This window comes from Streptomyces sp. NPDC007875, from assembly GCF_042868035.1.
Taxonomy (GTDB): Bacteria; Actinomycetota; Actinomycetes; order Streptomycetales; family Streptomycetaceae; genus Streptomyces; species Streptomyces antimycoticus.
This window is the reverse complement of record NZ_JBIADZ010000003.1, coordinates 218458-240061: the sequence shown is the minus strand read 5'-3', so window position 1 is coordinate 240061 and position 21604 is coordinate 218458. Positions and strand designations below refer to the sequence as shown.

Sequence of the window (21604 nt, the reverse complement as noted above, 5' to 3'; positions counted from 1 at the left end):
AACCGGGGCTCCGCTCCGGACCCCGCTCCTCAAGCGCCGGAGGGGCTGTTTCCATCGGGGTAGGGGAAGGCCCGCCGCAGGCACAACCGCAGCGCGACCGCGGTCAGCCGACCATCGCCCGCTCCTCCTTGGACAGTGAGGCCGCCGCCTCGCCCCTGGGCTCGGCCACCCGGTCCCGGGTCCCGCCGCGGTGGGCGGGGTCGTGCACCTCGCCGACCAGCTTCTCCAGGACGTCCTCCAGGGCGACCAGCCCCAGCACCGTGCCGGACGCGTCGGCGACGGCCGCCAGATGGGAGGCGGCCCGGCGCATCGCGGTCAGGGCGTCGTCCAGCGGCAGCTCCGCCCGGAGCGTCTCGATCGGATGCCAGACCCGCTGCGGCACCGCCCGCTCCGGGAACTCCAGCTCGAGGACGTCCTTCACATGCAGATAGCCCATGAAGGCGCCGCCGGGGCCGCGCACCGGAAAGCGCGAGTAGCCGGTGCGCACGGTCAGTTCCTCGATCTCCCGGGGGGTGACCGAGGGGTCGACGGTGACCAGACCCGCCGGATCCAGGAGGACGTCGGTGATCGGGCGGCTGCCCAGCTCCAGGGCGTCCGCGAGCCGCTCGTGCTCACCGGGGTCGAGCAGCCCGGCCTGCCGGGAGTCCTCGACCAGATGGGTCAGCTGCTCACTGGTGAAGACGGCCTCGACCTCGTCCTTGGGCTCCACCCGGAACAGCCGCAGCACCAGCCGGGCGCACGCGCCCAGCAGCGCGGTGACCGGCCGGCACAGCCGCGCGAAGCCGACCAGCCCGGGGCCCAGCCACAGCGCGGTCTTGGCCGGCGCCGCCATGGCCAGGTTCTTCGGCACCATCTCGCCGATGAGCAGATGGAGGCAGACGACCACGGCGAGCGCGATGGCGTAGCCGAGGGGGTGCACCAGCTGCTCGGGCAGATGGACGGTGTGGAAGACCGGCTCCAGCAGCTGGGCGACGGTCGGCTCGGCGACCGCGCCGAGCGTCAGCGAGCAGATGGTGATGCCGAACTGCGCGGCCGCCATCATCTGCGGCAGGTTCTCCAGGCCCGTCAGGACCGTACGGGCGCGCCCGGAGCCCTCGGCAGCGCGCGGTTCGATCTGGCTGCGGCGCACCGAGACCAGGGCGAACTCGGCGCCCACGAAGAAGCCGTTGGCCAGGACCAGCAGGGCGGCGAACAGAAGCTGTACCACACTCATCGTCCGGTCCCCTCCCCGGCCGCGGCGCCGGAGCTCACCTTCAGCGGCGTACCCGGCTTCGTCCGGACGATGCGCACCAGCTCCGCCCGGTGGTGGCCGACCTGCCGGACGGCCAGCTTCCAGCCGGGCAGCTCGGCGGTGTCGCCGGGGACGGGGATCCGCGCCAGCAGATCGGCCACCAGCCCGGCCACGGTCTCGTACGGCCCGTCGGGCGCGTCGAGGCCGATCCGGCGGAGGGTGTCGACACGGCAGCCGCCGTCGGCGTCCCATGCGGTGCGGCCGTCCTCGGTGAGGGCCTGTACCAGGTCCGGGGTCTCCGACGCCTCGTCGTCGTGCTCGTCGCGCACCTCGCCGACCAGCTCCTCGACGATGTCCTCCAGGGTGACCACCCCGGCCGTGCCGCCGTATTCGTCGACGACCACGGCTATCGGCTGTTCGCTGCGCAGCCGCTCCAGCAGCGGCTGGACCGGCAGCGTCTCGGGGACCAGCAGCGGCGGCTGGGCGATCCGGCCGACGGAGGTGCGCAGCCGGTCCCCGGCGGGCACCGCGAGGGCGTCCTTGAGGTGCACCATCCCGATGACCTCGTCCAGCCGGTGGCGGTAGACGGGGAAGCGGGACAGCCCGGTGGCCCGGGTGAGGTTGAGCACATCCACGGCGGTCGCCGAGGAGTGCAGCGCGCTGACCCGCACCCGCGGGGTCATCACATGCTGAGTGGTCAGCTCGCCCAGGGACAGGGTGCGGACGAACAGATCCGCCGTGTCCTGCTCGATCGCGCCGGCCCGCGCCGAGTGGCGGGCCAGCGAGACCAGCTCACCGGGGGTGCGGGCGGAGGCCAGCTCCTCGGTGGGCTCGACGCCCAGCGCCCGCACCAGCCGGTTGGCCACAGCGTTGAGCAGGGCGATCACGGGCCGGAAGAAGCGGGCGAAGGCGTACTGCGGGCCCGCGACGAAGCGGGCGACCTGCAGCGGCCGGGAGACCGCCCAGTTCTTGGGCACCAGCTCACCGATGACCATCTGGACCGCGGAGGCCAGCAGCATGCCGAGGACGACGGCGACGCCGGAGACGGCGCCGTGCGGCAGTCCGACCGCCTCCAGCGGCGGGGTCAGCAGATGGCCGAGCGCGGGCTCGGCGAGCATGCCGACGATCAGCGAGGTGATGGTGATGCCGAGCTGGGTGCCGGAGAGCTGGAAGGACAGCTCGCGCAGCGCCTCGACGACGGTACGGGCGCGCTTGTCGCCCTCGGCGGCGGCTCGCTCGGCGTCCGGCCGCTCGACGGTGACCAGGCCGAACTCGGCGGCCACGAAGAAGCCGTTGGCGAGGATCAGGACAAGTGCCGCGGAGAGCAGCAGGAGGGACAGGGTGGTGCTCATGCCGCCGCCTTGTGGTCAGCGGCGGCGCAGGTACTACAGGACGATCCGTCCATCTGCGGAGGGAGTCACTCCTCGGGTCGCAGGGGAGCCCGCCGGGGCGCACGGAGTGCGTGCGCACAGGGAGAGGCGGGGCGGGGCACCGTTCGGCCCCGGCAACAGGGTAATCAAGGATGGGGCGTGACGGGCAGGCCCCTCACGCCGTTGGAGTGCCGATCAGTTTCCCGGCCGGTTCGGGGGGACCCGCCCGGCAGGGGCGGAAACGGACGTAAAGGGGCAGCTCAGCACTGCTGGGGCCGGACGGGCCGGCCGGACGGCTCACTCCACGGCACGACCCGTGCCGTGTTGCTCGGCGAGGGCGCGCAGGGCCCGCGCGTCGCTGATGGCCCGCGCCTTGGCGATGCCCGGCTGGATGCCCATCGCGGGCAGGCTGGTGCCGTCCGCGAGGTCCAGGTAGACCCACGGGTCGCCGGGGCGCAGATTGACCCGGAGCACCTCCGCCCACTCCAGCCGCCGCTTGGTGGTGAGGTTGACGACGGTCACGCCGCCCTCCTCGGCCACCACCTTGGGGCGGCTGAGCAGCGTCAGCACCCCGAAGAACAGCAGTCCGGTGATGATGAAGCTGGCCTTCTCCCCCGGCCCCAGCCGCTCCAGCAGCAGGGCGACCACCGTGAGGACGACCAGGACGGCGATGCCGACGGTCATCAGGACGGCGCGGGTCCTGGTCGGCCGGAAGGTGACGGGCAGGGCGGGCGGGGGCGCGGCGGCGGACACGTGGGTCGGCCTCTCGGATGAGGAGGGAACGGGGGCGAAGGCGGGGGCGGGGGCGTGCCGTCAGAGGCGGCAGGCGTGGATGCCCGTGGTGAGGATGGCCCGGGCCCCCAGGTCGTAGAGCTCGTCCATGATCCGCTGGGCGTCCTTGGCCGGGACCATCGAGCGGACCGCGACCCAGCCCTCGTGGTGCAGCGGGGAGACGGTGGGCGACTCCAGGCCCGGAGTGAGCGCGACGGCGCGCTCCACCTGCTCCACCCGGATGTCGTAGTCCATCATCACGTACCGCCGGGCGACCAGGACGCCCTGCATCCGGCGGAGGAACTGCTGGACCTTGGGGTCGTCGCTGGGGTCGCCGGTGCGGCGGATGACGACCGCCTCGGACTCCAGGATGGGCTCGCCGATGATCTCCAGCCCGGCGTTGCGCAGGGTGGTGCCGGTCTCGACCACATCCGCGATGATCTCGGCGACACCAAGCTGGATGGCGGTCTCGACGGCGCCGTCGAGGTGGACCACGGCGGCGTCCACGCCGTTGTCGGCGAGGTGCTTGGTGACCAGTCCGGCGAAGGACGTGGCCACGGTCATCCCGCCGAACTCGCTGACGTCCTTCGCCGTGCCGGGACGGGTGGCGTAGCGGAAGGTGGACCCGGCGAAGCCGAGCTGCATGATCTCCTCGGCCTGGGAGCCGGAGTCCAGCAGCAGATCACGGCCGGTGATGCCGATGTCGAGCCGGCCGGAGCCCACGTACACGGCGATGTCGCGGGGGCGGAGGAAGAAGAACTCCACCTCGTTCTCCGCGTCGACGAGGACCAGCTCCCGGCGGTCCTTGCGCTGCCGGTAGCCCGCCTCATGGAGCATCGCCGACGCAGGCTCGGACAGTGAACCCTTGTTGGGGACGGCGATGCGCAGCATGAGTGCTCTTTCCTTCGGTTGCCAGGGTGAGGGTGTCGGCGGGGGTGTGTCAGAGGTGGGCGTAGACGTCGTCGAGGGTCAGCCCCTTGGCGACCATTATCACCTGAAGGTGGTACAGGAGCTGGGAGATCTCCTCGGCGGTCGCCTCGTCGCTTTCGTACTCGGCGGCCATCCACACCTCGGCGGCCTCCTCCACGACCTTCTTGCCGATGGCGTGCACACCGGAGTGGACCAGTTCGGCGGTGCGGGAGGTGGCGGGGTCGGCCGTGGCGGCCTTCTGCTGGAGCTCGGTGAAGAGCTCCTCGAACGTCTTCTTGGGCATGGTGTCCGTCATCCTACTTGGGCCGTGCGACAGCCCTCAGCGCCAGGGTTCGGCGACCGAGCGAAGGGTGGTGGCGGTGGCGACGGCCGCGGTGACCGCCTCATGGCCCTTGTCCTCGCTGGAGCCCGCGATCCCGGCCCGGTCCAGGGCCTGCTCCTCGGTGTCGCAGGTCAGCACGCCGAAGCCGATGGGAACGCCGGTGTCCACGCTGACCTGGGTCAGCCCCTGGGTGACGCCCTGGCACACATACTCGAAGTGCGGGGTGCCGCCGCGGATGACAACGCCCAGGGCCACGATCGCGTCATAGCCGCGGTCCGCGAGCACCTTCGCGACCACCGGCAGCTCGAAGCTGCCCGGCACCCGCAGCACGGTGGGCTCGTCGATGCCCAGCTCTCCGAGCGCGCGCAGGGCGCCGTCGAGCAGCCCGTCCATCACCTTCTCGTGCCACTGTGCGGCGATGACGGCGACGCGCAGGTCCCCGCAGTTCTTCACGGACAGTTCGGGGGCGCCCTTACCGCTCACGTCTCTCCTCGGTGCTTGTGCTGATGTGCTGGTGTATGGGGGTACTTGAGATGGTCACTGGTTGCCGCAGGCGGATACCGGTTCGGCGCGGTCGCCGTCCAGCCAGGGCAGGTCGTGCCCCATCCGGTCCCGCTTCGTCCGCAGGTAGCGGAGGTTGTGCTCCCCGGCCTGGACGGGCATCGGCTCCCGGCCGGTGACCCGCAGCCCGTGCCGGACCAGCCCTGTGGTCTTGTCCGGGTTGTTGGTCATCAGCCGCAGCGAGCGCACGCCGAGGTCGGCGAGGATCTCCGCGCCCGCGGCGTAGTCCCGCGCGTCGGCGGGCAGGCCGAGCTCCAGGTTGGCGTCCAGGGTGTCCCGGCCCAGCTCCTGCAGCTCGTACGCGCGCAGCTTGGACAGCAGCCCGATACCGCGTCCCTCGTGGCCGCGCAGATACAGGACGATGCCACGGCCCTCGGCGGTGACCCGCTCCAGCGCGGCGTGCAGTTGGGGGCCGCAGTCGCAGCGCAGCGAGTGGAAGACATCGCCGGTGAGGCATTCGGAGTGGACGCGGACCAGCACGTCCTCACCGTCCCCGATCTCGCCCTGCACCAGCGCGATGTGCTCGACGCCGTCGGACGCGCGGTAGCCGAACGCCCGGAAGTCGCCGAAGGCGGTGGGCAGCCGGGTCTCGGCCTCGCGCCGCACGAGCGGCTCGGCGGGCTTGCGGTACGCGATCAGATCGGCGATGGAGACGATCGCCAGGTCGTGCTTGCGGGCGAAGGCGACCAGGTCGGGCAGGCGCAGCATCACGCCGTCCTCGCCCGCGATCTCGCAGATCACGGCCGCCGGGCGCAGTCCGGCGAGCCGGGCCAGGTCGACCCCGGCCTCGGTGTGGCCGTCGCGGGCGAGCACGCCGCCGGGGCGGGCGCGCAGCGGGAAGATATGGCCGGGGCGCACGAGGTCGCCGGGGACGGTGCCCGGGTCGGCCAGCAGCCGCAGGGTGGTGGCCCGGTCGGCGGCGGAGATCCCGGTGCTGACGCCGTGTTCGGCGGTGGCGTCGACCGAGACGGTGAAGGCGGTCCGCATGGACTCGGTGTTCTCTTCGACCATCTGGGGAAGCCGGAGCCGGTCGAGGTCGGCGCCCTCCATGGGCGCGCAGATGAGTCCCCGGCACTCGTTCATCATGAACGCGACGATCTCAGGGGTGATCATCTCGGCTGAGGCGACGAGGTCGCCCTCGTTCTCCCGGTCCTCGTCGTCCACGACGACGACGGGGCGGCCCGCGGCGATGTCGGCGATGGCCCGCTCGATGGGGTCCAGGGCCAGTTCGTCGGGCCAGCGCGCGGCTCGCAGGGGAGCGGCCGGGCCACTCGGATGCGGTTCGGTGACCGCGTATGCCTCGCTCATGCTGTGGCCTCCTTGTCCTGCGTGCCGTTGTCCTGCAGGCCATTGCCCTGCAAGCCGTTGTCCTGCAGGCCATTGCCCTGCAAGCCGTTGTCCTGCAGGCCATTGCCCTGCAGGCCGTTGTCCCGTCCCAGCAGCCGCTCGACGTACTTGGCGAGCACGTCCACCTCGAGGTTGACCGGGTCCCCGGCCTGTTTGACGCCGAGGGTGGTGAGCGCGAGGGTCGTCGGGATGAGGCTGACAGTGAAGTAGTCGAAGCCCGCGTCGACGACGGTGAGGCTGATGCCGTCGACCGTGATGGAGCCCTTCTCGACGACATAGCGGCTCAGCTCGGCGGGCAGCGAGATCTTCACGATCTCCCAGTGCTCGGAGAGCTTGCGGTCCACGATGGCGCCGGTGCCGTCCACATGGCCCTGCACGATGTGACCGCCGAGCCGTCCGCCCAGCGCCATGGGGCGCTCCAGGTTGACCCGGGAGCCGATGTCGAGCGCGCCGAGGCTGGAGCGGTCCAGGGTCTCGGCCATGACGTCGGCGCTGAACCGGGTGCCCTCCGCGTCCTCGATGAGGTCGACGACGGTGAGACAGACGCCGTTGACGGCGATGGAGTCGCCGTGCTTCGCCCCCTCGGTGACGACGGGGCCGCGCACCTGGAAGCGGGACGCGTCGCCCAGGTGCTCGATGGCGACGATCTCACCCAGTTCTTCGACAATTCCGGTGAACACTTCAGTTCTCCTCGGCGAGGGGGGCGGGGGCGACGGGAACGGCGGTGACGCGCAGATCGGGACCGAGCCGGGTGACGTCGGCCGTCTCGAGGCGCAACGCCTGCGCGATGGTGGTGATTCCGGCGTCGGCGAGGGCGGCGGGGCCCGCGCCGAGCAGGACGGGAGCGAGATAGCCGACGACCTTGTCGACGGCGCCCGCGGCGAGGAACGCGCCGGCGAGAGTGGGCCCGCCCTCCAGCAGGACGGAGCGCACCCCGCGCTCGTGCAGCTCGGCCAGGAGCGCGGGGATCGCGAGGCCGCCGTCCGCGCGCGGCAGCCTTACGGTCTCCACGCCCGGCCGCCGGGGCAGATGAGCGGTACTGGCGTCCTCGGCGACGGCGAGCAGCGTGGGCGCGGCGTCGTCCAGGACCCGGGCGCCGGGCTTGATGGTCGCGCCCGTGTCCACGACGACCCGCAGCGGCTGGGTGACTCCCTCCCGGTCCCGTACGGCCAGGTGGGGGTCGTCGGCGCGCAGGGTGCCGGAGCCGACGACGACCGCGTCGGCCTCCGCACGCAGCCGGTGCACATCGGCGCGGGACTCGGGCGAGGTGATCCACCGGCTGGTGCCGTCGGCGGCGGCGCTGCGGCCGTCCAGCGTCGCGGCGAACTTCCACAGTACGAAGGGGCGGCCGCGGCGCATCGCGGTCAGCCAGGGCTCGTTGACCGCCTCGGCCTCCTCGGCCAGCAGCCCGGCGTCGACCTCGACCCCGGCGGCGGCGAGGGTGGCGGCGCCGCCCCGGGCCTGCGCGGTGGGGTCCCCGACGGCGTAGTGGACGCGGGTGATCCCGGCGGCGATCAGGGCCTGGGAGCAGGGCCCGGTGCGGCCGGTGTGGTCGCACGGTTCGAGGGTGACGAGGGCCGTGCCGCCACGGGCCCGCTCCCCCGCCGCGCGCAGCGCGTGGACCTCGGCATGCGGACCGCCGGCCCGCTGATGCCAGCCCTCACCGACCACCCGGCCGCCGGCGTCGAGAATGACGCAGCCGACGACGGGGTTGGGGCTGGTGTGGCCGAGGCCGCGGGCGGCGAGCGCGACGGCATGGCGCATCGCTTGGGCTTCGGCTGCGGTGGCCACCGGGTCCTCCTGCCTCTTCGGGCACGGACTCCGGGGCTGTCGAGATGACATAAGGAACGGGAACGCCGCCGCCGGCACGCCAGGTTCGGCAAAAGGCCCGCCCTGCACACACAAGGACGGACCGCCGAGGCGGCGCACCGGTGATGTCGCTACCGCCGCGCACTGCCTCCCATCCGGACTTTCACCGTCGGTCCAGGAATTTCACCTGGTCAACCGGCCGCTGGCGGCGGACGGGTCGCGGACTGTAACCGCCGGTTCGGATTTTCACCGACCCCGGAGTGCGCTGACGTCACTGGTACGCCCCTAGTGTGCCATGGCCATCAGCGCAGGTGGGAGGCAAGACCAATGTGGCCTCCCTCACCCGCCCCGCCCCGGGGCGGATCCCCCGCCCCGCCCCTTCCCGGCCCGGGGCGCGGCCCCGGCCCCCGACAGCCCCGGGGCGGCGCGTCCGCCGGGCGCAGGCCCACACCTGCCCCGGCCGCCCATGGGGCGCCGGGGCCTCGACGGAGCCAACGGCATCCACACCGGTCCCGGACCGGGGGCACAACCCCAACCCCGACAACCCCGAGCCGACGCCTCCACCACCGGCGGCCAGAAGACCGCCGCGGGCCCGCCCCCGCCCCTGGCGCCTGTCGGGCGCCGGGGCCTCGGCGGCAGCCGCGGCATTCGGGCCGGTCCCGAACCGGGGGGCCCGGGGCTTGCCCCCGGTTTCGGGGAGGGGCGGGGTGGGGGAGAAAAACCCGCTGCCCCACTACCCCTGCGCGATGCTGTCCAGTTGCTCCACCGCCGGCCGCAGGGCCCACAGGTCGCCGCCGGGCGGGGCCTGAAGCTTGTCCACCGCCGCGCGGGCCTTACGGTCCCCGGCGTCGGCCGCCGCGTGGACGATGTCGCTCGCCGCGTAGGCGCGGAGGTCGAGTTCCGGGTACGGCCAGGGCGCGGCGCCGGTGGCCGCCGGGAGCAGGACGTCGACCGCCTTGAAGAGGTTCGCGCCGCCGGGCCCGGTGTAGTGCCACAGGTCCACGCCGACGTGCTTGCCGATGGCGGCCATCCGGGTGTACGCGACGAGGTTGAACGTCGAGTAGTGGAAGCTGCGGGTGCGCTCGAGCTCCTGCGGCTGCGTGCCGTCGGCCGCGATCTGGGTGTCGATGCGCTTGGTGCGGGCGTCGCGGAGCACCTGGCGGGCGCGGTCCCGGTCGCCCACGGCGGTGGCGATGGCGGCGACCTGCATGTCGTAGAAGGTGCCGTGGTTGTTCTCGGCGGCGCCTTCCTCCTTGCCGAAGTCGCTGTTCACCAGCCAGTCCAGGAACTGCTTGTTCCAGGTGCGGAAGCCCTCGTGATCGCTCTCGGACCAGCCGGGGGCGCCGGTGTCGAGGAGGGCGGCGGCGTCGAGGAGGCTGGTGAAGCCCTGGGAGAAGTCGATGATCCCGATCGAGCGGCCGTCGTACATGCAGGGGATGAACTGGGCGTGATTCAGGCTCGGGTTCATCCGGGTGGCCGGGGTGACGAACCAGGTACGCAGGATCTCGGCGGCGTGCTCGGCGTAGGCCCGCTTACCGGTGTAGTACCAGGCCAGGGAGAGCTCGTAGGCGGATTCGAAGACCTTGCCGACCTCGGGACGGTCCGTCATCTTGTCCACGTCGGGGTTCCGTTGGCCATCCTTCTGAACGTAGGGGCAGCCATACGGATTGTCGTCGGTCTTGGGCTGACTCGGCCACCAGTAGGGGGCCTGGCTGAAGTAGTCGTGTTTGTCGCCGCTGGGCGGCACCTGGTCCTTGTCGGTGACCGTCCAGGGGCCCTGGTCCATCCACTGGTCGGCCTGGGCCGTCAGATCGCGCACGGTCCGCCGCAGATTCCGGTCCCCCAGCTGCAGTTTCAGCTTGGTGAGGGACAGTCGGGGCCCGTCGAGCACCACCGTCCGGGGCACCGAGCCGGAATGCCGCACGGACTCGGCGCCCTGCGCGGAGGGGGCCGCGGGGATCGCCAGGACGGCCAGGAGGGCGGAGGCGGTGACGATCGCCCGGGCGAACCGCCCGCGTCCCGCTGGAGGTGCACCCATTGAGCACTCCAATCAGATATCTGAACGTCATTCAGACTTGAGATCGAGCTCAGAGTAGGGCGGCCCCATGGACACGACAAGAGATCGCACAGGAATCCCCTCACCCCAGGAGGGCGGGTGACCGACGGCTACGGGGCGCCGAACAGCTCGTTCTGCGCGGCGTCCAGCGCCGTCAGCACGGCGCCCCGCAGCACCCCGCCGCCGCCAACGACCCCCGCGCGCACCCGCGTCCGCAGCGGCGACAGCCGGGCGACATGGTCCTCCACGCGCCGGGCGAGCCCATCGCCCCCGGCCCGGCCGACCTCACCGCCGAGCACCGCGCACCCCGGGTCGAGCACCGCACAGATCGCCGCGACGCCCAGCGCGATACGGGCCGCCAGCGCGTCCAGGAACGCCTCGCCGCGCTCCCCGGCGTCGAGGGCCGCGCGAATCGCCGCCTCCGCCGCGCCGGAGCCCTCCGTCCCCGCCCCGTGTTCGCCGCCCATCGCGGCCTCCAGACCGTGCTCCTGGGCGAGTTCGCAGACCGCACCGCTGCTGGCCAGGGAGTGGAATCCGCCGTCGCAGCCGGTGGCGGAGGGCAGCCCCGAGGTGCCCGGCACCGGCAGAAAGCCGATCTCCCCGGTGCCGCCGGACGCACCGCGCCGCAGCACCCGGTCGAGCACCACGGCCGCGCCGATGCCGTGGCCGAGCCAGAGCAGGACGAAGGTGTCGCGGTCGCGCACCGCGCCCATCCGCTGTTCGGCGACGGCCGCGAGATTGACCTCGTTCTCCAGCAGCACCGGTGCCGCGAGGCCACCGTGCAGCGCGGTGGCCAGCTCACGGTGCCAGGAGGGCAGCCCGCCCGGCGAGTTGAGCTCCCCGGTGGCAGGGTCGATGAGACCGGGCACCCCGATGCCGATGTGGTGCAGCCGCGCCGCCCCGGCCCGCTCGGCGGCCCGCTCCACCAGGGCCACCGCGGCCGCCACGGTGTGCGCCGGGTCCCCGTCCGGGGCAACCGGAAGCGATTCCTCCACCTTGGTCCGGCCCAGGAGATCGGCCACGCATACGGCCACGCTGTCCGTACGGACGTCGACCCCGGCCACATGCGCGCTGTCGGCGACGATCCCGTACACCCGCGCGTTGGGCCCCCGCCGCTCCGCCCCCGCCTCCCCCACGACCGCCACCAGCCCGGTCTGCCGCAGCCGCTCGACCAGGTCCGCGATGGTAGGACGGGACAGCCCGGTCAGCGACTTGAGCTGACCCGCGGTCAACGGCCCCTCGTCCTTGAGCAGATGCAGGGCGAGGCGGTCGTTGATGGCCCGCGCCGTACTCGGGGAGGCGGTGCGGCCCGCCACGGACACGCTCGTCGACGTCATGCCGGGATCCTTCCAGAAGGCCACGGGAAAAGCCCTATCTATCAGGGACCCTTCCTGATAGTTTCCCGTGGACCACGGCACGGGCCGGCGCTACGGGGAGGGTGCGACAGGTATGGGCAGGCTCAAGGAAGCGGGGGCATCCGAGATGCGCCCGGTACGGCGGGCGCGGATCGCCGTGGCGGCCGTGTTCGCCGTGCACGGCGCGGTGACCGGCAACTTCGCCACCCGTATCCCCTGGATCCAGGAGCGACTGGACCTCAGCGCCGGGCAACTCGGCCTCGCGCTCGCCTTTCCCGCCATCGGGGCCTCGGTCGCGATGCCCCTGGCCGGGCGGATCAGCCATCGCTTCGGCGCCCGCGCGGCGCTGCGCGGACTGCTCGCCCTGTGGACCGCCTGGCTGGTGATGCCCCCGCTGGCGCCCGGTCTGGTCTGGCTGTGCGGTGCGCTGTTCGTCTTCGGGGCGACGGCCGGGACGTCCGACGTCGCCATGAACGCCCTCGGCGTGGAGGTCGAGAACCGTCTCGGCCGTTCGATCATGTCCGGGCTGCACGGCATGTGGAGCGCGGGAGCGCTCACCGGCTCGGCGGCGGGCACGATCGCCGCGCACGCCGAGGCCGACGCCCGGCTCCACCTCGGCATCGCCGCCGGGGTCCTCACGGTGCTCGGCGCGGTTGCCTGCCACTGGGTCCTCGACCTGCGCAGCGCCCCCGAGGAGCACCCGCCGCCCCGGTTCGCCCTCCCGCCCCGATCCGCGCTGATCATCGGCGCGGTGGGATTCTGCGCGGTCTTCGCCGAGGGGGCGAGCCTGGACTGGTCGGCGGTCTATCTGCGCGATGTCATGGACTCCTCCCCCGGTGTCGCCGCCGCCTGTACCACCGCCTTCTCCTGCACGATGGCCGGCGCCCGGCTCATCGGGGACGCGGTGGTGAGCCGCTTCGGGCCGGTGCGGACCGTACGGACCGGCGGCCTCCTCGCCACCGCCGGCGGCATCCTCGTGGTCACCGCCCCCGGGGCCGGCCTCGCCATCGCCGGATTCGGCCTCATCGGCCTGGGCATCGCGGTCGTGGTGCCGCTGGCCTTCGCCGCCGCCGGGCGCAGCGGCCCGGCCCCGAGCCAGGCCATCGCGGGCGTCGCCACGATCACGTACACCTCGGGGCTGATCGCTCCGGCGGCGATGGGCTCGATCGCGGACCTGACCTCGCTGACGGTCTCGTTCTGCCTGGTCACGACGTTGACGCTGGGGCTGGTGGCGGGGGCGGGGGTGCTGCGGACCCCGGTGGGGACGGACGCCGCGGATCCCGCCTCGCACCCCGATCCGTCCGCGTCCCGGGCCACGCTTCCCTGACGGGGCGGTGCGCCGGTCCCCCCGGCACGACGCGCCGGTCCCCGACGGCGCCACTGTTCGGTGAGCGCCGAAGTGATCCGGCCCTACGGTCGGTGATATGAGCGACAAGAGCGGCGCCCCGGCGCCCGACCGCCACACCGCCTTCCGCCGGCTCCACCACGGCGAACGGCCCCTGCTGCTGCCCAACGCCTGGGACCACGCCTCCGCCGCCGCCCTGGTCCGGCGCGGCTTCCCCGCCATCGGCACCACCAGCCTCGGCGTGGCCGCGGCGGCCGGGCTGCCGGACGCGACGGGCGCCGCCCGCGACGAGACCCTCGCCCTCGCCCGCCGCATCGCCCGTCTTCCGGCGCTGGTGAGCGTCGACATCGAGGGCGGGTTCAGCGGGCGCCCGGAGGAGGTCGCGGCGCTCGCGGCCGAGCTGGACCGGGCCGGGGTGGTCGGCGTGAACATCGAGGACGGCCGCCCCGACGGCACCCTCGCGCCCCTGGCCCGGCAGTGCGCGGTGCTCGCGGCCGTCAAGGAGCGGGTTCCCCGGCTGTTCGTGAACGCGCGGACCGACACCCACTGGCTCGCGGCGATCGGTGGCGGCACCCCGCCCTCGCTGTCCACCACCGCCGAGCGCATCGAGGCGTATCTGCGGGCGGGCGCGGACGGGATCTTCGTGCCCGCGCTCACCGATGAGCAGGACATCGGCGCACTGGCCGACGACCTCGGCGAAATCCCGCTGAACATCCTCTTCACCCCCGGCCGCCACACCTATGAGCGGCTGGCGGAGCTCGGGGTGCGGCGGATCAGCTGCGGTTCGCTGCTCTTCCGGGCCGCCCTGGACCGCGCCGTCGAGCTGGCGTGGACGATCGCCCACCCCGACGCGCCTGCCCCTGCCCATCAGGCCGCCGACCTGCCCTCCTACGCCGAGGCCCAGTCACTGGCCGAGGCCTTCACCATGGACGTCGCCGAGGGCACCCCCACATAGCTGCACGGCACACAATTTCGGCCAACTAACATTGCTGCGAATTCCCCGTAGCGATGAAGTGGAGCAGTCATGGGCCTCGGCGTGCGCTGGACCCTGCACGGCGATGGGCGTACCCCCGCCCCCGGCGCCGTCGTCAAGCCCGATGAGCGGCTGTCATGGCCGAGGACGGCGGGGCTCGGCGCACAGCATGTCGTGGCCATGTTCGGGGCCAGCTTTGTCGCCCCGGTGCTGATGGGGCTCGACCCCAACCTCGCGATCATGATGTCCGGCGTCGCGACCATCCTCTTTCTGCTGGCGACCCGCGGCCGGATTCCCAGCTATCTGGGGTGCAGCCTGTCCTTCGTCGGCGTGGCCGCCGCGATCAGGGCACAGGGCGGCGGCAGCGCGGCCGTCACCGGGGCGATCCTGGTGGTCGGCGGGGTGCTGCTGCTGAGCGGGCTGGCGGTGCGGAAATTCGGTGCCCGGATCATCCACGCGGCGATGCCGCCGGTGGTGACCGGCGCGGTGGTCATGCTGATCGGGTTCAATCTGGCACCGGTGACCGCCGGTACGTACTGGCCCGCCGATCAGTGGACCGCGCTGCTGACGATGCTGGTCACCGGGGCGGCGGTGGTCTGTCTGCGGGGCTTCTGGTCGCGTATCGCGATCTTCCTCGGGCTGGTCTTCGGCTATGCGGTCTCCTGGGTCTTCGACCGCGTCTTCGGCAGGATCCACTCGATCGACGGCAGCGGACGGGTCACCGACCACTGGCGGCTGGATCTGTCCGGTGTGGCCAAGGCGGACTGGATCGGTCTCCCGTCCCTGCACGCGCCCAGCTTCCACTGGTCGGCGGTGCTGGTGGCGCTGCCGGTCGTGATCGCGCTGATCGCCGAGAACGCCGGGCATGTGAAGGCGGTCGGCGAGATGATCGGCGATCCGCTCGACGACCAGCTGGGCACGGCGATCGCCGCGGACGGCGCGGCGACCATGATCTCCACATCGGTCGGCGGCCCGGCCAATACGACATACTCCGAGAACATCGGGGTCATGGCGGCCACCCGGGTGTACTCCACCGCCGCGTACTGGGCGGCCGCGGGCTTCGCGCTGCTCTTCGGGCTCTGCCCGAAGTTCGGCGCGGTGGTGGCGGCGGTGCCGGGCGGGGTGCTGGGCGGGATCACCGTCATCCTCTACGGCATGATCGGGCTGCTCGGTGCGCAGATCTGGGTGCACAACAAGGTGGACCTGCGCAATCCGCTCAATCTGGTGCCGGTCGCGGCGGGCGTCATCATCGGCGTCGGCGGCGTCAGCCTGAAGGTCGGCCAGAACTTCGAGCTGGGCGGGATCGCCCTCGGCACGATTGTGGTGCTGCTCGGCTACCACGTCCTGCGTGCCCTGGCCCCGTCCCATCTGAAGCCGCAGGAGCCCCTGCTGGACGCGGGCACCAGCGGATACGACGACGACCGCCCGGCCTGACCGCTGGAGGACTTATCCCTGCGGGGCGAGGGCCTGCAGGCCCAGCACCCGGAGCAGTTCGAGCCGCTCGGCGGACTCGGTGCCCGGTCGGGCGGTGTGGACGATCAACCGCTGGGCGTGTTCCGAGCTCAGCAGGACCTCGCAGTCCAGCTCCATCGTGCCCACCACGGGATGGGTGAACCGCTTGACCGTGGAGTGCCGTACGGCCACCTCATGGTCCTCCCACAGCGCCGCGAACTCCGCGCTGGCCGACAGCAGTTCGGCCACCAGGGCCGCCGGGTCCGGGTCGTCGGGACGCGCCGCGAGCACGGCCCGGAGGGTGGCCACATGCAGCCGGGCGTGCTCCGCGAGCTCCTCGCTCGGGAAGATCCCGGGAGTGCCGGAGGCGTCGTCGCGCCGGATGAAGAAGCTCCGGACGATATTGCGGTCGCCGGGCGGCCGCGCCGTGATGTCGCCGACCAGCGCCGCCGCCATCGCGTTCTGCGCCAGCACCTCGCCCCAGTCGGTGATCACCTGGGCCGGGGTGTCGTACAGCCGGTCCAGCACCCTGAGCAGACCGGGCCGCACATGCCCCGAAGTGCTGCGGTCGCGCGGCGGCTCCTCCCCCACCAGATGGAAGAGATAGTCGCGCTCGTCGTCGGTGAGCCGCAGCGCCCGGGCCAGCGCGGTCAGCATCTGGCGGGACGGGCGCGGGCCGCGGGCCTGCTCCAGCCGGGTGTAGTAGTCCGGTGACATGCCCGCGAGCTGGGCCACCTCCTCCCGGCGCAGTCCGGGCGTACGACGCCGCGGGCCGGGCGTCAGCCCCACCTCGGCGGGGCGGAGGCGGGCGCGGCAGCGGCGCAGGAAGTCGGCGAGTTCCGATCGATGCACGCTCCCATGGTCGCCGCGCCCGCGCCGCGTATCCAGGGTCTGCCGATCCCTGGATGGGGAGGTCTCTCCCGCCCCGGCCGAGGCCGTCGCAGGCTGAGGCCGAGCGATCGAGACGAAAGGCGGATGCTGATGCCCTTGATTCTGGTGACGGGTGCGACCGGCCAGGTGGGACGGCGGTTCACCAAGCGGCTGCTGGAGCGGGCCGCGGCCGGTACCGAGGTACGGGTGCTGGTGCGCGACGAGGAGCGCGGTGCGCCCTTCGCGGCCCAGGGCGCGCAGCTCACGGTGGGCGATCTGCGCGAGGAGAAGGATCTGCGGAGGGCCATGGAGGGGGTGCATGCGGTGGTCAACATCGCGGCGGCCTTCCGCGGGGTGCCGGACGAGGAGGCGTGGGCGGTCAACCGGGACGCGGCGGTCGCGCTCGGGCGGGCCGCGGTCGAGGCCGGGACGAGCCGGTTCCTCCAGGTCAGCACCAACATGGTGTACGGCGCCTCGCGCGGCCGGCCGTTCACGGAGGACGACGAGAGCGTGCCCGGCGGTGTGCTGTGGGGCGCCTACCCCGCCTCGAAGGCGGAGGCGGAGCGGGAGCTGCTGGCGCTGCACCGCGAGCACGGCCTCGATCTGCGGATCGGCAGCCTGGCCTTCGTGTACGGGGACGGCGATCCGCATGTGGCGAACTTCCTGGCGCTCGCGAAGGACTGGGCCGGGAGCCAGCGGCTCGCCATGGTCCACCACGCGGATGCGACGCAGGCGCTGCTGCGGCTGCTGCGCGCACCGGGCGGCACGGCCGGCGGCTCGGTGTCGGGCCGCAAGTACAACATCGTCGACGACGCCCCGGCGACCGTCGTCGAACTGCACGGGATCGGCGGTGTGCCGCTGCCCGAGGGCATGACCGGGCGGACGGACGACGACCCCTGGTTCGGGATCACCTCCAACCTCCGGCTCCGCGACGAGCTGGGCTGGCGGCCGCTGTATCCGTCGATCTGGACTGCACGCGACGCGGGGGTGCTGTGATACGGCGGTTGACGGGGCGTTAGACCGTCCAGGGGAAGCGGCGGCGTACGGCAAGGACCGCACCCGTCCGGCCTGCCACCCTGGCGTCCATGACGATGCCCACGCACGCGCGGCTCGCGCCGCGCACCGTGCAGAGCGTCGTGGCGCGCATGAGCGCGCTCGGCGCGGCGCTGCCACCCCGGGACGGGGTGGCGGTCTTCAACGGGGTGTATCTGTCGGTCACCGAGGAGGTCGGCCACCGGCTCACGGACGGGTACTTCCACGATCCGTCCGCCACCGAGGAACTGGACGTGCGGTTCGCCGGGCGCTATCTGGCGGCGGTGGACGCGGTGACCACGGGTGGGCGGCCGCCCGCCTGCTGGCAGCCGCTGTTCCAGCTCCGGCGCCATCCGGCGGTCCTCCCGGTCCAGTTCGCACTCGCCGGGATCAACGCCCATATCGGCCATGACCTGGCGCTCGCGCTGCTGGACACCTGCCGGGCCCGAGACCTCCAACCGGACGCCCTGGAGGACGACTTCGACCGGATCGGCGCGCTGCTCACGGGAATGGAGGAGCGGATCCGGGAGGAGCTGATGCCCGGCCCCGACCTGCTGGACGTGGCCGATCCGCTCACCCATCTCGTGGGCTCCTGGAGCCTGGAGAAGGCGCGGGACGCCGCCTGGGCGGCGTTCCGCGCGCTGTGGGGGCTGCGCGGGGTGCCGGAGCTGGCGGAGGAGTTCGCGGAGCGCGTCGACGCGACCGTGGGTCTGGTCGGGCGCTTTCTGCTCACCCCTCTGCCGGCGGCGTAACGGCCCGCCGACGGCCTCACGACCTGCCGGCGTAGCGGCCTGCCGTCGCGGCGCAAGCCCTGGGGCCGGCTCAGTCCTCGGGGAGCTCGACAGGCGCGATCTCGTCGTACAGATCGCCCGGCCCGGGGTTCTTCGGGTCGGTGGCGCCGCCGAAGCGGTGCATCACGCCCCACACGGCGTTGAGCGCGGTCTGGATGGCACCCTCGGCCCAGCCCGCCGTCCAGGAGATGTCGTCGCCCGCGAGGAAGATGCCCCGCTTGTCGGCGGGCAGCCGGTCCTGCATGAAGTGGGTGAACAGCCGGCGCTGGTAGCGGTAGTGGCCGGGCAGATTCGCCTTGAAGGCGCCCATGAAGTAGGGCTCGTTCTCCCAGGACACGGTGACCGGGCTGCCGATGATGTGCTTGCGGATGTCGACGTTCGGATAGATCTCCGAGAGCGACTTCAGCATGACCTCCATCCGCTCGTTCGCCGACAGCGGCAGCCACTTGAGGCTGTCGTCGCACCAGGTGTAGGAGAGGCAGATGACGGCGGGCCGGTCCGGGCCGTCGTCCAGCAGATAGGTGCCGCGGGTCATCCGGTCGGTGAGCGTCATGCTCATCGTGTCCCGGCCGGTGATCTCGTCCTTGTCCAGCCAGAACGGCCGGTCCACCGGCACGAAGAGCTTGCTGGACTCCATGTAGTGGGTGCGCTCGATGGCCGTCCAGTGGTCGATCGGGAAGAGCGAGTCATCACAGTCGATCTTGGAGAGCAGCATCCAGGACTGCGCGGTGAAGACCACCGCCTGGTACGAGCGGATGTCACCGCTCGCGTCCGTCACCACCACGCGGTCGCCCGCGGCCCGGTGCAGCCGGGTCACGGCCGGGCGGGGCTCACCGCCGTGCAGCGAGGACAGCGAGGTGCCCTGGGGCCAGTGGACGATCTTCTCGGGCTCGCGCTCCCACAGCCGCAGCGGAAGCTGCTGGCTGCCGCCGACGATGCCGCGGTGGTGGTCGTCGGCCTCGGTGTAGACGACCCGCAGGATCTCCAGGATGGAGTTGGGGAAGTCGGTGTCCCAGCCGCCGGTGCCGAAGCCGACCTGGCCGAAGATCTCGCGGTGGCGGAAGGAGGTGAAGGCCGCGGAGTCGCACAGGAAGCCGTAGAAGGTCTGGTTGTCCAGCTTCTCGACCAGCCGCGACCAGATCTCCCGGATCCGGGGGACGTTCCGCTCGCGGATGGCGCGGTTCATGTCGGAGAAGTCCGCGCCCTCCTCCAGGCAGGCGTTCCAGGCGTCGGCCACCTCACGGTAGACCGGCGGCAGATCGTCGATGGTGCGGGCGTAGTGGGACTCGCCCTTGAGGTCGACGACGGTCGAGGGGGTGTCGGGGGCCAGCGGGTTGGGGAACGGCTGGGTCTTCAGGCCCACCAGGTCGATGTAGTGCTGGAGCGCGGTGGAGGACGGCGGGAAGCGCATCGCGCCCATCTCGGCGGTCAGCGTGTCGTCACAGCCGTCGAAGCCGACGGTGCGCAGCCGTCCGCCGATCCGGTCGGCCTCGTAGACCACGGGCCTCAGGCCCATCTTCATCAGCTCGTACGCGGTGACGAGGCCGGAGAGACCGCCGCCGACGACCGCGACCTCGCCACCGTGCTCGGTCGCGGGTATCTGGCCCAGGCCCGCCGGGTGGGCGAGGAAGTCGTCGTAGGCGTAAGGGAAGTCCGGGCCGAACATGGTCATGGGCGGAAGGGCCTGATGGGCCTGCGTTTCCTGCTCGTCATGGACGGCGGTGGGCACCGTGGACGTCATGGGGTACGGATTCCTTGCTGGTTGGTGCTCAGAGGGTGTTTCGGGCGCGGCGGGAGGCCGGACGGATCAGCTGAGGGAGGAGTACAGACCGGGGCGGCGGTCGCGCAGATACGGGTTGATCCGGCGCGAGGTGGTCAGCAGCTTGGGGGCGACATCGCCGAGGAGGAGTTCCTCGCCGCGGCCGGCGCGCAGACAGGTGGCGCCGTCGGGCCCGGCCAGGCAGCTCAGGCCCACGAAGTCGAACTCGCCCTCGACGCCGCTGCGGTTGACGTACGCGATGTACATCTGGCTCTCGAAGGCCCGCACCGGAATCACGGATTCGGCGACGAACTCGAAGGGGTGCATCTGCGCGGTGGGCACCAGCAGCAGATCGGTCCCGGCCAGGGCATGGGCCCGTACGTTCTCCGGGAACTCCACGTCGTAGCAGATCAGGATGCCGACGGTCAGCTCGCCGACAGTGGCCTGGACGACCGGGGTCTCACCGGGGGTGAACGACTCCCGTTCGAAGCAGCCGTAGAGATGGGACTTGCGGTAGTTGGCCAGCTCGGCGCCGTCCGCGCCCACGAGCCGTGCGGAGTTGTACACGGCGCCCGCGTGGCTCTCGGGGTAGCCGTAGAGGATGGCGAGACCGTGCGTCGCGGCGATCTCGGCCACGGCCCGGCCGCTGGGCCCGTCGGCGGGCTCGGCCAGCTCCCGTACGCCGCCAATCGCGTAGCCCGTGAGGAACATCTCCGCGGTGACCAGCAGCCCGGCCCCGTCGGCGGCCGCGTCGGCGGCGGCCTCGTCGAGGACCTTGAGGTTTCCGGCGGGATCGCCGGGATGACCGGAGTTCTGGAGCAGAGCGGTGCGCAGCGGCGACATGGCAGACCTTGAGGGAAGGGGTACGGGTATAAAAACAGTACGTTGCCTCCGGATCACCCAACAAGACGGCTTCGTTGCGTCCGGCGTCGATTCATGACGCATGGGGATCGGTGCGCGTCGATTCATTGCGCACACTGGGGCCGGGCGTGTGCGGGGCCGGGGCACGTACGGGGCCATGCCTGGGCGGGGGGCTGCTCGGACGAGCCCCGAAAGGGCGCGGGGCCGTGTCGATGTGCGGCTCCACCGCGTGGGCGCGCCCAGCCACAACTCCGCCGCGGACGCTCACCGGCAGGTCGGGGCACCTCGATCAGGGCACACCCGGCGGAGCGCCTACGTGGGCGCACCCGAACTGAACCGCCGCAGCAGGGGCGACAGCACCAGCACGGACTTGGTGCGCTCCACGAACGCCTCCCCCGCGATCCGCTCCAGCACCCGCTCGAAGTGGCGCATATCGGAGGCGAAGACCTGGACGACGGCGTCCGCGTCGCCGGTGACGGTCGACGCGGACACCACCTCGGGATAGCGCGACAGGCCCCGGCGGATGGCGTCCGGCGAGGTGTTGTGGCGGCAGTAGAGCTCGATGAAGCCCTCGGTCTCCCATCCCAGCGCCACCGGGTCGACCCGCACCGTGAAGCCGGTGATGGCTCCCTCCGCGCGCAGCCGGTCCACCCGCCGTTTGACGGCGGGCGCGGACAGTCCGACCAGCTCGCCGATGTCGGCGTAGGAGCGGCGGGCGTCCTCGGCGAGGGCGTGGACGATGCGTTCGTCGAGATCATTCAGTCGCACT

20 protein-coding genes and 1 riboswitch are annotated in these 21604 nt (G+C 72.3%); of the genes, 5 read left to right on the top strand and 15 right to left on the bottom strand.

Going from position 1 to position 21604, the window contains the following annotated elements; translation table 11 throughout:
• Nucleotides 1–103: 103 nt before the first annotated feature.
• From ACFYOY_RS08045 to ACFYOY_RS07995, 11 genes are all read right to left on the bottom strand, one after another.
• Nucleotides 104–1213 carry a hemolysin family protein gene (locus ACFYOY_RS08045; protein ID WP_351897954.1) on the bottom strand — a complete coding sequence of 370 codons (1110 nt, stop codon included), beginning with the start codon at nt 1211–1213 and terminating at the stop codon, nt 104–106.
• Complete coding sequence (locus ACFYOY_RS08040) at nt 1210–2583, bottom strand: hemolysin family protein (RefSeq protein WP_351897948.1); 1374 nt, start codon at nt 2581–2583, stop codon at nt 1210–1212. Before ACFYOY_RS08040 ends, ACFYOY_RS08045 begins: the two co-directional genes overlap by 4 nt.
• A 315-nt stretch (nt 2584–2898) precedes the next feature.
• Complete coding sequence (locus ACFYOY_RS08035; RefSeq protein ID WP_351897942.1) at nt 2899–3354, bottom strand: PH domain-containing protein; 456 nt, start codon at nt 3352–3354, stop codon at nt 2899–2901.
• 60 nt (nt 3355–3414) lie between these two features.
• Nucleotides 3415–4263 (bottom strand): ATP phosphoribosyltransferase, encoded by an 849-nt coding sequence (hisG, locus tag ACFYOY_RS08030; RefSeq protein ID WP_078639814.1) that lies wholly within the window; start codon nt 4261–4263, stop codon nt 3415–3417.
• Between the two features lie 49 nt (nt 4264–4312).
• On the bottom strand, nt 4313–4597 hold the full coding sequence (locus ACFYOY_RS08025; protein WP_388585537.1) for a phosphoribosyl-ATP diphosphatase: 285 nt from the start codon (nt 4595–4597) through the stop codon (nt 4313–4315).
• A 24-nt stretch (nt 4598–4621) separates the two neighbouring features.
• The gene (gene ribH, locus ACFYOY_RS08020) at nt 4622–5107 is read right to left on the bottom strand and encodes a 6,7-dimethyl-8-ribityllumazine synthase (RefSeq protein WP_119992347.1); all 486 of its coding nucleotides are present in this window, start codon (nt 5105–5107) and stop codon (nt 4622–4624) included.
• Between the two features lie 54 nt (nt 5108–5161).
• On the bottom strand, nt 5162–6493 hold the full coding sequence (locus ACFYOY_RS08015; RefSeq protein ID WP_351897926.1) for a bifunctional 3,4-dihydroxy-2-butanone-4-phosphate synthase/GTP cyclohydrolase II: 1332 nt from the start codon (nt 6491–6493) through the stop codon (nt 5162–5164).
• Complete coding sequence (locus ACFYOY_RS08010; protein ID WP_388585534.1) at nt 6490–7212, bottom strand: riboflavin synthase; 723 nt, start codon at nt 7210–7212, stop codon at nt 6490–6492. The genes ACFYOY_RS08015 and ACFYOY_RS08010 overlap by 4 nt, the downstream gene beginning before the upstream one ends.
• A 1-nt stretch (nt 7213) precedes the next feature.
• Nucleotides 7214–8323 (bottom strand): bifunctional diaminohydroxyphosphoribosylaminopyrimidine deaminase/5-amino-6-(5-phosphoribosylamino)uracil reductase RibD, encoded by a 1110-nt coding sequence (gene ribD, locus ACFYOY_RS08005; protein WP_351897916.1) that lies wholly within the window; start codon nt 8321–8323, stop codon nt 7214–7216.
• A 155-nt stretch (nt 8324–8478) separates the two neighbouring features.
• A riboswitch (FMN riboswitch) is annotated at nt 8479–8609 on the bottom strand.
• Nucleotides 8610–9074: 465 nt separating this feature from the next.
• Entirely contained in the window at nt 9075–10379 is a 1305-nt protein-coding gene (locus ACFYOY_RS08000; RefSeq protein ID WP_351897913.1) for an alginate lyase family protein, read from the bottom strand.
• 128 nt (nt 10380–10507) lie between these two features.
• Nucleotides 10508–11734, bottom strand: a complete 1227-nt coding sequence (locus ACFYOY_RS07995; RefSeq protein ID WP_351897910.1) for an ROK family transcriptional regulator — start codon at nt 11732–11734, stop codon at nt 10508–10510.
• Nucleotides 11735–11846: 112 nt separating this feature from the next.
• Between ACFYOY_RS07995 and ACFYOY_RS07990 the strand changes: the two genes are divergently transcribed.
• The 3 genes from ACFYOY_RS07990 (at nt 11847) to ACFYOY_RS07980 (ending at nt 15504) form a co-directional block, all read left to right on the top strand.
• On the top strand, nt 11847–13079 hold the full coding sequence (locus ACFYOY_RS07990; RefSeq protein ID WP_351897907.1) for an MFS transporter: 1233 nt from the start codon (nt 11847–11849) through the stop codon (nt 13077–13079).
• A gap of 97 nt (nt 13080–13176) precedes the next feature.
• Nucleotides 13177–14052: an isocitrate lyase/phosphoenolpyruvate mutase family protein gene (locus ACFYOY_RS07985; RefSeq protein WP_351897904.1), complete on the top strand. Its 876-nt coding sequence runs from the start codon at nt 13177–13179 to the stop codon at nt 14050–14052.
• 69 nt (nt 14053–14121) lie between these two features.
• Nucleotides 14122–15504, top strand: a complete 1383-nt coding sequence (locus ACFYOY_RS07980; protein ID WP_351897901.1) for a solute carrier family 23 protein — start codon at nt 14122–14124, stop codon at nt 15502–15504.
• A 12-nt stretch (nt 15505–15516) separates the two neighbouring features.
• Here the strand turns inward: ACFYOY_RS07980 and ACFYOY_RS07975 are convergent, their stop codons facing one another.
• Entirely contained in the window at nt 15517–16374 is an 858-nt protein-coding gene (locus ACFYOY_RS07975) for a helix-turn-helix transcriptional regulator (protein ID WP_351897898.1), read from the bottom strand.
• Nucleotides 16375–16503: 129 nt separating this feature from the next.
• Between ACFYOY_RS07975 and ACFYOY_RS07970 the strand changes: the two genes are divergently transcribed.
• Together ACFYOY_RS07970 and ACFYOY_RS07965 are read left to right on the top strand one after the other, a co-directional pair.
• Entirely contained in the window at nt 16504–17388 is an 885-nt protein-coding gene (locus ACFYOY_RS07970; protein WP_351897892.1) for an NAD(P)-dependent oxidoreductase, read from the top strand.
• An 89-nt stretch (nt 17389–17477) separates the two neighbouring features.
• Complete coding sequence (locus ACFYOY_RS07965; RefSeq protein WP_351897886.1) at nt 17478–18176, top strand: DUF5995 family protein; 699 nt, start codon at nt 17478–17480, stop codon at nt 18174–18176.
• 70 nt (nt 18177–18246) lie between these two features.
• On the opposite strand, the gene ACFYOY_RS07960 is transcribed toward ACFYOY_RS07965, so the two are convergent.
• The 3 genes from ACFYOY_RS07960 to ACFYOY_RS07950 all read right to left on the bottom strand — a co-directional run bounded on the left by ACFYOY_RS07960 (nt 18247) and on the right by ACFYOY_RS07950 (nt 21603).
• Complete coding sequence (locus ACFYOY_RS07960; protein WP_351897880.1) at nt 18247–19956, bottom strand: NAD(P)/FAD-dependent oxidoreductase; 1710 nt, start codon at nt 19954–19956, stop codon at nt 18247–18249.
• Between the two features lie 66 nt (nt 19957–20022).
• Nucleotides 20023–20817: a carbon-nitrogen hydrolase family protein gene (locus ACFYOY_RS07955; RefSeq protein ID WP_388585528.1), complete on the bottom strand. Its 795-nt coding sequence runs from the start codon at nt 20815–20817 to the stop codon at nt 20023–20025.
• A 330-nt stretch (nt 20818–21147) separates the two neighbouring features.
• On the bottom strand, nt 21148–21603 hold the full coding sequence (locus tag ACFYOY_RS07950; RefSeq protein ID WP_059145749.1) for an Lrp/AsnC family transcriptional regulator: 456 nt from the start codon (nt 21601–21603) through the stop codon (nt 21148–21150).
• Nucleotide 21604 lies beyond the last annotated feature (1 nt).

Bases quoted from the DNA above. Each gene is read 5' to 3' on its own strand.
- ACFYOY_RS08025 (WP_388585537.1), bottom strand. From the start codon at position 4,597: ATGACGGACACCATGCCCAAGAAGACGTTCGAGGAGCTCTTCACCGAG.
- ACFYOY_RS08015 (WP_351897926.1), bottom strand. From the start codon at position 6,493: ATGAGCGAGGCATACGCGGTCACCGAACCGCATCCGAGTGGCCCGGCC.
- ACFYOY_RS07990 (WP_351897907.1), top strand. From the start codon at position 11,847: ATGGGCAGGCTCAAGGAAGCGGGGGCATCCGAGATGCGCCCGGTACGG.
- ACFYOY_RS08000 (WP_351897913.1), bottom strand. From the start codon at position 10,379: ATGGGTGCACCTCCAGCGGGACGCGGGCGGTTCGCCCGGGCGATCGTC.
- ACFYOY_RS07970 (WP_351897892.1), top strand. From the start codon at position 16,504: ATGCCCTTGATTCTGGTGACGGGTGCGACCGGCCAGGTGGGACGGCGG.
- ACFYOY_RS07980 (WP_351897901.1), top strand. From the start codon at position 14,122: ATGGGCCTCGGCGTGCGCTGGACCCTGCACGGCGATGGGCGTACCCCC.
- ACFYOY_RS07960 (WP_351897880.1), bottom strand. From the start codon at position 19,956: ATGACGTCCACGGTGCCCACCGCCGTCCATGACGAGCAGGAAACGCAG.
- ACFYOY_RS07955 (WP_388585528.1), bottom strand. From the start codon at position 20,817: ATGTCGCCGCTGCGCACCGCTCTGCTCCAGAACTCCGGTCATCCCGGC.
- ACFYOY_RS07995 (WP_351897910.1), bottom strand. From the start codon at position 11,734: ATGACGTCGACGAGCGTGTCCGTGGCGGGCCGCACCGCCTCCCCGAGT.
- ACFYOY_RS07985 (WP_351897904.1), top strand. From the start codon at position 13,177: ATGAGCGACAAGAGCGGCGCCCCGGCGCCCGACCGCCACACCGCCTTC.
- ACFYOY_RS08045 (WP_351897954.1), bottom strand. From the start codon at position 1,213: ATGAGTGTGGTACAGCTTCTGTTCGCCGCCCTGCTGGTCCTGGCCAAC.
- ACFYOY_RS08040 (WP_351897948.1), bottom strand. From the start codon at position 2,583: ATGAGCACCACCCTGTCCCTCCTGCTGCTCTCCGCGGCACTTGTCCTG.
- ACFYOY_RS07965 (WP_351897886.1), top strand. From the start codon at position 17,478: ATGACGATGCCCACGCACGCGCGGCTCGCGCCGCGCACCGTGCAGAGC.
- hisG (WP_078639814.1), bottom strand. From the start codon at position 4,263: ATGCTGCGCATCGCCGTCCCCAACAAGGGTTCACTGTCCGAGCCTGCG.